A 12,254-nucleotide genomic window follows, 5' to 3' on the forward strand; every position below is an offset into this window, starting at 1 on the left:
GATAGCCGATGATCGTTATTTAATGGCACAATAATCATTGTTAATTCCGGCTCGATGTTAATTATTCAGCTTTAATGATTATTATATTTCTTGTTATTAATAAGATATAGGAGTAAATAAAATGAATAAAGACTGGCATAGACAAGAAATTCTGGCAGCGATACGCAAGAAGAAAGGCTCTCTCTCTGCTTTATCTAGAGAAAGTGGATTATCACCCGGTACGCTCTCTAATGCACTGACACGCCCATGGCCAAAAGGTGAAATGATTATTGCAAAAGCGATAGGCATTTCTCCCGAAGAAATATGGCCTAGCAGATTTATTGATTATAGTGGATGCACCATTATAAGAAGGATAAGAAAAAATTAAATATTGAAGGAATATATAATGAAAGAAAAGCTATTAAAGTCAATTGAAATGCTAATAAGGTTTTGGGAGAACAGCTCAGAATATTGGGGGGTAAAGGATAATCAATCACGGTTTGTTTATGCAAATCGTAGAGTTAATAAATTATTTAATGTCCCTGATAAATATTGTTTAGAAGGCCGATTAGATGGTGAGATTCCAACCCCCTCAGCCGAGTTTCAAGAAGAATTTCAGGCACATGATCGCAAGGTCGAATTATTGCAAGATCGAGTAACATCCGTTGATATACAGCTATATGATGGCAACTCATATTTTACACCTTACTTCTGTGATAAATACCCACTCATAGATGAAAATGGCGTGTCACAGGGTATAATTTTTCACGGTAGACCTGTAACAGATACGATATTATCCCGTTTAAATAAGATAAAAGTCCCTACATCACTTATTTTTACCCCCCCTTCTGATCTTTTCTCAAAAAGAGAGTGGGAAGTACTATTTTATATTTTGCATTCATTTTCAAGTACAGAGATTGCTAAAAAACTCCATTTATCACCAAGAACCGTGGGTAATATCATCCAAAATATCTATAGAAAATCGGATGTTTCGAGTAAGCGGCAGATGGTCGATTATTGTTATGAAAACAAAATCAATAATTATGTACCTCAAAGTTTTTTTGAATACTCAGGATCCTTCCCACTTATGTAAGGAAAATTTAAAATTAAGAGGACAATACATGGAAAAGTCACTGTTAGACTCGCTTAAAATGCTCATCCCATTCTGGGAAAGTAGCTCAGAAGCTTGGGGAGTAAAGGACAATAAATCTGTATTCATCTATGCAAACGATAGGTTCGGTGAGTTATTAGGTTTGCCGGATAAATTTAATGTTGAAGGGAGATTAGATGGGGAGCTTCCTGCACCAACAGCAGAGTTTCAAGCTGAGTTCCAAGAGCATGACCGCCAAGCCATTTTATCGCAAGAACGCGCAACAACAATTGAAATACACGCTTTTGAACGACGAACTTATTTTCAGCCCTATTTCTGCGATAAATATCCATTAATAGATGAAAATGGCCTATCCCAAGGGCTTATTTTTCATGCCAGACCAGTACAAGATATAATATTGACTCATTTAAATAAAATAAAAGTCCCAACATCTCTTATCTTTACCCCACCATCAGAGTCATTCTCAAAAAGAGAGTGGGAAGTACTTTTTTATATTCTACATTCATTTTCAAGTAGCGAAATTGCTAATAAACTCCATTTGTCATCACGTACTGTCTGTAATATTACCCAAAAAATATACAGTAAAGCGGGTGTGACCAGTAAAAAGCAGCTAGTAGAATATTGCTATGAAAAGAAAATCAATAACTACGTTCCGCAGAGTTTCTTTGAATACTCAGGATCTTTTCCACTGATGTAGGATAAGGCGTATTTTAATTTAGGAGAGAAATATCAATGGATAAGACACTGTTAAACTCTCTCGAAACATTAATACGGTTTTGGGAGAATAGTTCTGAACCATGGGGAGCACGGGATAACCAATCAAGATTTATTTACTCAAATAAGGAGAACAATAAATTAATGGGATTACCTGATAAGTATAGTGTAGAGGGGCAGTTAGATGGCGAGCTTCCTACTCTGATATCGGAGTTTCAAACTGAATTTCAGGCACATGACCGTAAAGTTGAATTATCACAGGATCGAATAACCTCTGCTGAAATTCATAAGTGGTATGGACGTTCCTATTTTCAACCTAAGTTCTGCGATAAATACCCATTGATAGATAAAAATGGAATTTCTCAAGGGGTCATTTTCCATGTACGACCAGTGGAAGATACAATTTTAACGCATTTAGATAAAATAAAAGTACCAACATCACTGATATTTACCCCTCCATCTGATTTGTTCACTAAAAGAGAATGGGAGGTGTTGTTTTATATTTTACATACCTTTTCAAGTAAAGAGATCGCTAAAAAACTCCATTTATCATCACGAACAGTCTGTAACATTACCCAAAAAATATACAGTAAAGCGGGTGTGACCAGTAAAAAGCAGCTAGTAGAATATTGCTATGAAAAGAAAATCAATAACTACGTTCCGCAGAGTTTCTTTGAATACTCAGGATCTTTTCCACTAATGTAGGATTTTTATGCCGATTACGCATATTCTTTCACGCAATCGGCGGTTTTACTCAACACCACGTAGAAGTCAGCTAAAAGAGACTCCGCAAGCCGCTTTATTGCCCCGCTACGCTATGTACTTCACCATGTTGCATCGTTTGATTAACGTGCTGCCCGTGGCTATCTGTGGCTTCTAGAGAGCCACTAACAGTTGGTTTCAACGGTGTATCTGCGACCAAATTACCCTTTATCTGTAATTTCAGATTACCAAGCCCTTGTAGTGGTAATGCTGGCCAGCCCCAGTTTTGCAGAATATTAAGGTCAACGGAACGGCCAGTCAGCGCCAGAGATAAGTTCCGTGCTGGTGTTTGATCAATATCACCACTAGCCTCAAGTAACCCCTCTTTGGTGAAAGCACTTAAATCACTAAATGTAATTTGCTGTTCATTGGCACTCAAAGCAAGTGATGGACGGCGCACATCATTTTTATTAAATGTCGCATTTCCAGCATTCAACATCAGTGAACCAGACCACATACCCCACTGATGATTTTTTGCCAATTGTAAGTTAGATCCTGCGGCATCCAGCGACGTAATCTGGAACGGGAAGTCAGGGCTAATATCAATTAACAAGTTACGGTTAGCACTTAATTTACCAACGTATACCTCTGACAGCCAATTAGGCAGTGTCTGTTGCCATTGCTGTTTCCAATCGGCAGGCAGGGTATAAACCAACGCAACCAGCGTTAATTCATCCAGTTGTAGGCGATGGGTCTCTCGCGCCCAACTCCCCTGAGTTCTTAATAGACCATCCTGCCAGCGGGTTGAAAATTGGTTAATATTCACGCCAGCGGGTGATAAGGTAAATGTCGCAATCGGGTCAATCAGATGAACATTACCTTTAATAATATCACCGGCATTAAAGGACAATTCCCCATCATCACTTTGCCAGTCACCTTGTTTGAAGGTGATATTTTTTAGCATCAAATCTAAATCATTAAATGCCCAGTTTTTCCCTTCAACGCGCGCATCAATTAAATCGAAGCGTTTTAATGTGATTGGTGGCAGTTTTAAAAACGTATTCCAAACATCCTCTAAGGTGGCTGGTGTTTGTAGGCGAATATTACTCAAGCGCAAGCGATCGACTAACCAACTACCGTCAGCCGATTGGCTCGCATTGCCAGTGAGTTCCCCTTGTGCAATATCGGCCCCAAAATTATTCAGCGTAAGTGCATTTTGCTGTATTGAACCTTGCAGATAAAGTTGCTGGGCGGTGATGCCATTAATGTTCAACGAACCCGCACTGAATTGAAATTGGGCATTTTCGCCTAAGCTATTACCCGGCATAGGTTGCCAAGGGACAAGGCCACCATTCACTTGCTGGCCGACAACTTTCCACTGGCCAGTCGCGCTTTTTGGCTCAATTGTGGTATTCAGGGCCATATTAGTCAGCTGTAAAGTATCAGCCTGCAACGGTAATGGTGATGTGCTGTTATTCAGCGTTAAGTTGCCATTTTGCAACGTCAGGCTGAGAAGATGGCGAGGTTCGGTTAGTTGCCGCCAACTCAAACCAAAGAGGGCCTTTTGTGCAACAAGGAAAGGTGGCTGATTGGCGCGGCCCAAAGTGACATCAGTAAAACTGATTTGCCCAGGTTGGGACCATGAGTGATCTATTTTCCCCAGAGAGAGGCGATATTCGCTGTTATCACTAACCCAACGGCTGAACCAGCCAGCAGCCCAACTGGTCTGAAGTAATACGTAACACAGCACTACAGACAGCACCAGTAGCAATAATAACGTTAGCAGCACTTTCCCGAGAAATTTCATCCGGTTTTTCCACGCCTGTCGGTATACGGAACCCTGTTTATGCCGCAAATTGTCCATTAGCTCAATAGACAATCAGTTATCGGAGCATAAAAAAATGGCCGGTATCATTTACGACCGGCCATTTCAGTGATGCGTGAACGAAAAGATTATTTTTCTTGTGGGAAGAGGAGGTTAAGTACAATGGCAGTAATACCACCGGCCGCAATCCCAGAAGAAAGTAAAGTTTTGACCCAGTCAGGAGCAAATTGCAGAATCAATGGCTGTTGTGCCACACCCATGCCAACTGCCAATGATAGCGCCATAATCATAATCGCGCGGCGATTAAGGGTCTCACGTGACACGATACGCACGCCGGAGGCTGCAATGGTGCCGAACATCACGAGAGTTGCGCCGCCCAGTACAGGCTCAGGAATATGTTGCACAAATCCCGCCACTGCTGGGAATAAACCCAGAACAATTAGCATCAGTGCCACAACAAAACCGACATAACGGCTGGCAACCCCAGTCAACTGGATCACGCCATTGTTCTGACCGAAACAGGAGTTAGGGAAGGTGTTGAACACGGCTGATAACATGGAATTCAAGCCATTCGCCAAGACACCGCCTTTCAGGCGCTTCATATACAGCGGGCCATGTACCGGTTGCTCTGATACATCGGAGGTCGCCGTAATGTCTCCAATGGTTTCAAGTGAGGTCACCATGAAGATAAGCATCAGGGGGATCAGCAGATTCCAGTCAAAAGACAGGCCATAATACAGCGGTGTTGGGATAGTAATCAGAGCGGTGTCGACGACTGGGCGACTTTCCGGCAACATGCCCAGCGTCCAAGCCAACAGATACCCCACCGCCATGGCGATAACTAAAGAGGCTACACGCAGATACGGGTTGCGCTGGCGATTGAGTAAAATAATGACTAACAACACTGCGCCGGCTAATAACAGATTTTTCGGGGCACCAAAGGTATGGTCGCTCATCGCACCATAACCACCGCCAATAGATGTTAGCCCAACCTGAATTAATGACAGACCGATAATCATCACTACAATACCGGAAACCAACGGCGTGATAATTCGGCGTGCCAGATGCAGGAAGCGGGAGAGGATGATTTCAGTGCAGGATGCGACCATTAAAGTGCCGAACAACGCAGCCATCATAGTCGGGATATCTGCCCCACCATTTTTTAGTGCCAGTCCCCCCATGATCAGTGGAGAAACAAAGTTAAAGCTCGTGCCCTGAATCGATAACAAACCTGAGCCAACTGGCCCCCAGGTTTTAATTTGTAACAGTGATGCCAGACCGGATGCAAACAGCGACATACTGATAATCCGTTGGGTATCTTCCGCTGGCAATCCCAATGCCTGACAAATCAATAGGCCAGGAGTTATCACTGCGACAAACATGGCTAATAAGTGCTGGCAGGCGGCAAACAGTGTTTGGGCCAGTGGTGGGCGGTCTTCTAAGCGATAAATAAGTTCACTAGGGCGAGTTGTTGCCTGTGATGGCGTATCAAGTTCGGCGGATTGCGTAGACATGGAGTGGCATTCCCGGATCGGCAAAGAGGGCATTTTAATGATCCGCTTCACAAAAGCAATCGGTTGCGCTGTATTTTGTTAAATATTTATCTCTGGCAAGATTCTCTTTTTTTCTATTACAAAACTTGTAATTCGTGGCGTTTTTTTTTCTAATCCCCTTCTACTATTTTGGCGTTTATTAAGGAACCGTCTAACGTCATATTTTTATTCGATATTTTAATCGCATGGAGTACCAAGATGTTTCATCTCGATACCTATGGCACGCTTGTTGCGGCCTGTCTGGTTTTATTGTTAGGCCGAAAGCTCGTAAAAACCGTTCCTTTTCTCAAAAAGTACACTATTCCTGAACCGGTTGCCGGTGGGTTGCTGGTGGCTTTTATGCTGCTATTGATGCAAAAGACCCTCGGTTGGGAAATCAGTTTTGATATGTCGCTGAAAGATCCCTTGATGCTGGCATTCTTTGCAACTATTGGTCTAAATGCCAATCTGGCCAGTTTACGTGCTGGTGGAAAGGCCTTGGGCGTCTTCGTATTTGTCGTCGTCGGTTTACTCTTGATGCAGAACGCGATTGGTATTGCGCTCGCAAAATTGATGGGGTTAGACCCACTGATGGGGTTATTGGCCGGTTCAATTACGTTATCAGGTGGGCACGGCACGGGGGCTGCCTGGAGTAAAGTTTTCGTTGAGCGTTATGGCTTTGAAAATGCAACTGAAGTTGCCATGGCCTGCGCGACCTTTGGTCTCGTGCTGGGCGGATTAATTGGCGGCCCGGTTGCCCGCTATCTGGTCAAGCACTCTTCCACACCAGACGGTACACCGGAAGATAGCGAAGTGCCTTCCGCGTTTGAAAAACCTTCTGCCGGACGCATGATTACCTCGTTGGTATTGGTCGAAACCATCGCCATGATTGCCATTTGCTTAATGGTTGGCCAAGTGATTGCCAGCGGGTTGCAGGGCACAATGTTTGAATTGCCGACCTTTGTCTGTGTGTTATTTGTTGGGGTTATCCTCAGCAACACATTGTCAACAATAGGTTTTTATAAGGTTTTTGATCGCGCGGTATCAATATTAGGTAACGTCAGTTTGTCACTGTTTCTGGCGATGGCACTGATGAGCTTGAAACTGTGGGAGTTGGCCTCGCTGGCACTGCCGATGCTCGTTATCCTGTCGGTTCAGGCATTGGCAATGGCGTTGTACGCTATTTTTGTCACTTATCGGCTGATGGGTAAAAACTATGATGCAGCTGTGTTGGCGGCAGGGCATTGTGGTTTTGGTTTAGGTGCAACCCCCACCGCTATTGCCAATATGCAGGCAATAACTGACCGTTTTGGCCCGTCACATTTAGCTTTTTTGGTGGTACCAATGGTTGGCGCGTTCTTTATTGATATTGTTAACGTGATCGTGATTAAGCTTTATCTGTTGCTACCAATCTTCCCTGCAGTTGTGGGGTAATTGGCACCAAGGGCTGGTTTATTCACCAGCCCTTGACTCATTAATTAAATAGTTAGGCATTGGTATAACGGACTCGCTCCGGCAACCAACGCTCTATCAATGCCCGTGCATGTTCGGGATATTGTTGATGCAGGTGGCGAGCGACCCGCTGCACTTCGGGAATCATTGCCTGATCACGCAGTAAATCAGCCACTTTAAACTCGGCGCTGCCGGTCTGGCGTGTCCCTAATAATTCGCCGGGGCCACGAATTTCCAAATCTCGTTGTGCAATAACAAAGCCATCATTACTGTCACGTAACACTTGTAAACGCATCTGGGCAGTTTTACTCAGCGGCGTTTTGTAGAGCAACACGCAGTGTGAGGCAACAGCTCCACGCCCAACACGGCCTCGTAATTGGTGCAATTGCGCTAATCCTAAGCGTTCTGGGTTGTCGATTATCATCAGGCTGGCATTGGGGACGTCAACTCCAACCTCAATCACCGTGGTGGCAACCAGTAACTGCAATTCACCCTGTTTAAAAGCCTGCATAACAGCCTGTTTTTCTGGCCCTTTCATCCGACCATGAACTAAACCGACCCTAATTTCTGGCAGGGCTACTCTCAACTCTTCACAAGTCACTTCGGCGGCTTGTGCCTCTAACAATTCAGACTCTTCAATCAAGGTGCAAACCCAGTAGGCTTGTCGGCCCTCTTCCAAACACGCATTTTTAACTCGCTGAATAACATCACTACGGCGAGTATCAGGAATGGCCACTGTCGTGACGGGAGTTCTGCCGGGTGGGAGTTCATCAATCACTGACGTGTCGAGGTCTGCATAAGCCGTCATAGCTAACGTTCGCGGAATGGGCGTCGCCGTCATAATCAATTGGTGTGGGTGGAAGCCTTGCTCCTCACCTTTTTCCCATAATGCGAGACGCTGATGAACACCAAAACGATGTTGCTCATCAATAATTACCAGCGCTAATCCGGAAAACTGCACTTGTTCTTGAAACATGGCGTGAGTGCCGACAACCATGGAAACTTGACCGCTGGCGACAGCTTCTTGTTGTGCCAGCCGTGCTTTACCTTTTTGTTTCCCAGCCAACCAGCCAACTTCTAGACCTAATGGTTCAAGCCATTGACGAAAAGTTGACGCGTGTTGCTCCGCCAATAATTCGGTAGGTGCCATCAATGCCACTTGTTTGCCGTGAGCAATTGCCCGTAGAGCCGCCAGTGCAGCAACCAACGTCTTCCCTGACCCCACATCCCCTTGAATCAACCGCATCATGGGGAAGTTATGTGTCATATCTTGCTCGATTTCTGCCACTACCCTCTGTTGGGCGCGGGTTGGCGTGAACGGTAGGGCTGACAGGAAGCGTTGTTTTAGCTGCTCATCTGCTAACAGGGGCAGTGCTCGATAACTTTGCGCACCAGCTCTGACCGCCAGCATACTGAGATTATGGGCCAGTAACTCCTCCATAATCAGCCGCCGTTGGGCAGGGTGCTTGCCTTGCTCTAAATCAAGCAGTTGAATATCGGCTGGTGGACGATGCAGGGTATGAATAGCTTCTGGTAGGCTGATCAGAGAGCGACTCAGCTCAATGGGGAGTAACTCAGCAATAACACAGGTATCCAGCATGGCTAGTGCCTGATCGATCAGTTTACGCAAAGTGGCCTGACGAATCCCTTCCGTTGTGGGATACACGGGGGTTAGTGATTCCTGCAATTCGACGCCAATATTCTCTCCATGCACCCGATATTCAGGGTGAATGATTTCCGGCCCCGTATTACCCCGCTTGGCTTCACCATAGGCAATAACATGCTTGCCCGGAGACAAGCTGTTTTTCATTGCAGCATTGAAGTTGAAAAAACGCAGGGTAAGAACGCCAGTACCGTCGGAGATTTGGCAGGTCATCATTCTTCGACGACCAAAGCTGATATCGGAACGCAAAACCTCACCCTCGACCGTCACTGAAAGTCCGGACATCAGATCACCAATACGGTATAGGCGGGTACGGTCTTCATAACGTAGTGGCAGGTGCAGCAACAGGTCTTGAATGGTTTCCAGACCCATTTTAGCCAGTTTCGCAGCCTGACTTGCGCCAACACCGGAAAGTGTACTGAGGGGTACGGCATCCAGTAGGCGGCCTTTCATTTAAGACTCCGTGGATTGCATGGCTGACCACCATTGCGCATCGGCAATGACCTGACCTTGCTCATCAATATGGGGTCGGGGAAGCCCTTTGCGTTTAGCAACTTGTGCCAACACGGGGTAACCACCTTCAAACAAGAGTCGCTGCTGCTCATCTTCGGGTAAAACACTCTGCGTTCGCTGATACATACCTGCATTTTGCCGTTGCCGCTGTGCCTCATACAAAATCAACGCGGAGGCTACCGACACATTTAGCGATTGAACCATGCCGATCATCGGAATAATGATGTCCTGATCAGCCAGTGCCAGCGCTTCTTGAGATATGCCGGTCTTTTCCTGCCCCATTAAAATACAGGTAGGACGGGTATAGTCGATTTCACGAAAATCAACAGCTTTATCAGAAAGATGAGTGGCTAGAATTTGCATGCCTTGCGATTTTAGATGAACAATGGCATCTGCAATATGAGAATGTGTCTTAACCTGAACCCAGCTATTGCTGCCGGCAGCCGAAGAGAGCCGGGTATACATTTGAGTTGTTGGCCAAATGGCATGTACTTGATGAATTCCGACGGCATCAGCAGTACGAATAATCGCGGATACATTATGGGGTTTATGCACTTGCTCCAGACAGACCGTCAGATCCGGCTGTCTGGTCGCAAGCATTTCACAAATCCGCGCGTAGCGTTGAGGATTCATAGGCGTTAATTACGATTACGGCTGACTTTAACCACATCTGGCATGATACGAATCTTACGCATAATGTTAGCCAGATGGACTCGGTCACGAGTAGTCAGGCGAATGAAGGCGCTGTATACCCGGCCATCTTTCTCTTCAGTATTCAGACTCTGAATATTAGATTCCGCTGCATTAATTGCCGCAGTGAGATTTGCCAGAGCACCTTGCTGGTTGAACATATCGACTTTAATTTCAGCAATAAACTCTTGCTCAGTCTCTTGATCCCATTCAACCGCCATAAACTTCTCTGGTTCTTTTTGGTAACCACGAATATTGCGGCAGGATTCGTGATGGATAACCAAACCTTTACCCGGACTGATATGGGCGATAATTGGGTCACCTGGAATCGGACGGCAGCACTTGGCGAAGGTAATCAGGACGCCATCGGCCCCTTTGATTGCCAGATTACGCGTACCGGAGGAGGTGGTTGCAAGTGTTGATGGGTCACCCAACAGATTTTTAGCCACGACCACACTCATTGCATTGCCTAGACCAATTTCTGCCAGTAAATCATCCAGCGTAGCCAGCTTCATGCGATCCAGCTCTCGCTTGATATTTTCTTCTGAAATATCAGAAAGTTTTCGGCCATTCCCCAAGGCATGATTCAGTAACCGACGGCCAAGGCTGACCGACTCATCACGCTTAAGGTTTTTCAGTAATTGACGAATTTTGGCGCGCGCTTTCGAACTGACGACAAAATTCAGCCAAGCAGCATTTGGGCGCGCACCCGGAGCGGTAATGATCTCCACAGTTTGGCCGCTGCTCAGTGACTGAGAAAGTGGGTATGGCTGACGGTCAACACGAGCGCCTACACAAGCATGGCCGATATCGGTATGCACAGCATAAGCAAAGTCGACAGGCGTTGCGCCAGCAGGTAATTCAACAATGCGTCCTTCCGGGGTGAAAACATAAATCTCATCTGGGAAGAGATCAGATTTTACACTTTCAATAAATTCAAATGAGCTGCCCGCACTTTGCTGAAGTTCCAGCAAACTTTGCATCCAGCGCTGGGCGCGGATTTGTGCGGTAGTACCGGATTCACCTTGCTCTTTATAAGCCCAGTGCGCAGCAACCCCCATTTCGGCCATCTGATCCATATCTTCAGTACGGATTTGCACCTCTACCGGCACCCCATGAGGGCCGATTAATGAGGTATGCAACGATTGATAGCCGTTAGCCTTAGGGATGGCGATATAGTCTTTTACGCGGCCCGGGCGGGGTTTATACAGGCTGTGAGCCTGACCCAGTACACGGTAGCAAGTATCGACTTCTTTAACGATAACTCGAAAAGCATAGATATCCATGATGGAGTGAAAACGCTGCTCCTTCAGGTTCATCTTGCAATAGATGGAATAGAGATGCTTTTCACGACCACTGACCCGACAAGGGATGCCCGCCTCTGTAAGACGCCCTTCAATCTCCGCTAGGATTTTCTGAATCATCTCTTTGCGGTTACCGCGTGCGGCTTTCACCACTTCTTTAATGACACGGTAGCGATTGGGGTAGAGCGCTTCAAAACCCAGCTCTTCGAGCTCGGTTTTTAAATGGTGAATACCTAGCCGGTGGGCAAGGGGGCTATAGATTTCAAGGGTTTCGCGGGCAATACGACGGCGCTTATCCGGGCGTAACGAGCCCAGAGTTCGCATATTGTGTGTGCGGTCAGCCAGCTTGATCAAAATGACGCGGATATCCTGCACCATCGCCATGATCATTTTACGGAAGTTCTCCGCCTGAGCTTCTTTCTTGTCACGAAAATTCAGTTTATCGAGTTTAGAAACACCCTCGACCAGCTCGGCTACGCTTTTCCCAAACAATTGCTCCATATCTTGATATGTCGCAGGGGTATCCTCGATGACGTCATGCAACAGTGCCGCCATTAAGGTTTCGTAATCGAGCCGCATCTCCGCGAGAATACAGGCCACAGCAACCGGGTGAGTGATATAAGGCTCACCACTGGAACGTGTCTGACCCTCGTGAGCATCACGTGCGACAAGATATGCCTGTTTGAGGCGCTTAATCTGCTCCTCTGGCAGGTAACGTTGAATCAGCAGATTCAGGCTTTCAAACAGGTACAAAGCAGACTCGCTGTCT

General features: G+C 46.0%; 10 protein-coding genes. 5 read left to right on the plus strand and 5 right to left on the minus strand.

Translation table 11 applies throughout. From position 1 onward, the window contains the following. Positions 1 to 121: 121 nt before the first annotated feature. Genes HUZ92_RS15995 through HUZ92_RS16010 form a run of 4 tightly spaced genes read left to right on the plus strand, consistent with a single transcriptional unit; the run spans position 122 to position 2,509 of the window. Positions 122 to 367, plus strand: a complete 246-nt coding sequence (locus tag HUZ92_RS15995) for a helix-turn-helix domain-containing protein (RefSeq protein WP_050101124.1) — start codon at positions 122 to 124, stop codon at positions 365 to 367. 18 nt (positions 368 to 385) lie between these two features. Beyond that, positions 386 to 1,072: a helix-turn-helix transcriptional regulator gene (locus HUZ92_RS16000; protein WP_050141050.1), complete on the plus strand. Its 687-nt coding sequence runs from the start codon at positions 386 to 388 to the stop codon at positions 1,070 to 1,072. Between the two features lie 28 nt (positions 1,073 to 1,100). Then, positions 1,101 to 1,787 carry a helix-turn-helix transcriptional regulator gene (locus HUZ92_RS16005; RefSeq protein ID WP_050141051.1) on the plus strand — a complete coding sequence of 229 codons (687 nt, stop codon included), beginning with the start codon at positions 1,101 to 1,103 and terminating at the stop codon, positions 1,785 to 1,787. Between the two features lie 35 nt (positions 1,788 to 1,822). Continuing rightward, positions 1,823 to 2,509: a helix-turn-helix transcriptional regulator gene (locus tag HUZ92_RS16010; protein WP_128451817.1), complete on the plus strand. Its 687-nt coding sequence runs from the start codon at positions 1,823 to 1,825 to the stop codon at positions 2,507 to 2,509. 94 nt (positions 2,510 to 2,603) lie between these two features. Here HUZ92_RS16010 and HUZ92_RS16015 read toward each other — a convergent pair whose 3' ends face one another. Then, entirely contained in the window at positions 2,604 to 4,313 is a 1,710-nt protein-coding gene (locus HUZ92_RS16015) for a translocation/assembly module TamB domain-containing protein (RefSeq protein ID WP_050141053.1), read from the minus strand. 146 nt (positions 4,314 to 4,459) lie between these two features. Further along, on the minus strand, positions 4,460 to 5,845 hold the full coding sequence (locus HUZ92_RS16020) for a nucleobase:cation symporter-2 family protein (RefSeq protein ID WP_050101119.1): 1,386 nt from the start codon (positions 5,843 to 5,845) through the stop codon (positions 4,460 to 4,462). Between the two features lie 237 nt (positions 5,846 to 6,082). Here HUZ92_RS16020 and gltS point away from each other — a divergent pair, with 237 nt between their 5' ends. Then, entirely contained in the window at positions 6,083 to 7,297 is a 1,215-nt protein-coding gene (gene gltS, locus HUZ92_RS16025; protein ID WP_050101118.1) for a sodium/glutamate symporter, read from the plus strand. 52 nt (positions 7,298 to 7,349) lie between these two features. On the opposite strand, the gene recG is transcribed toward gltS, so the two are convergent. From recG to spoT, 3 genes are read right to left on the minus strand one after another with little or no spacing between them, the layout of a single operon-like run. Then, positions 7,350 to 9,431 (minus strand): ATP-dependent DNA helicase RecG, encoded by a 2,082-nt coding sequence (gene recG, locus HUZ92_RS16030; protein WP_145579468.1) that lies wholly within the window; start codon positions 9,429 to 9,431, stop codon positions 7,350 to 7,352. Continuing rightward, positions 9,432 to 10,124: a tRNA (guanosine(18)-2'-O)-methyltransferase TrmH gene (gene trmH / locus HUZ92_RS16035; RefSeq protein ID WP_050101116.1), complete on the minus strand. Its 693-nt coding sequence runs from the start codon at positions 10,122 to 10,124 to the stop codon at positions 9,432 to 9,434. 5 nt (positions 10,125 to 10,129) lie between these two features. After that, positions 10,130 to 12,238 (minus strand): bifunctional GTP diphosphokinase/guanosine-3',5'-bis pyrophosphate 3'-pyrophosphohydrolase, encoded by a 2,109-nt coding sequence (spoT, locus tag HUZ92_RS16040; RefSeq protein WP_050101115.1) that lies wholly within the window; start codon positions 12,236 to 12,238, stop codon positions 10,130 to 10,132. Positions 12,239 to 12,254 lie beyond the last annotated feature (16 nt).

Source organism: Yersinia vastinensis (genome assembly GCF_902726565.1).
Lineage (GTDB): Bacteria > Pseudomonadota > Gammaproteobacteria > Enterobacterales > Enterobacteriaceae > Yersinia > Yersinia vastinensis.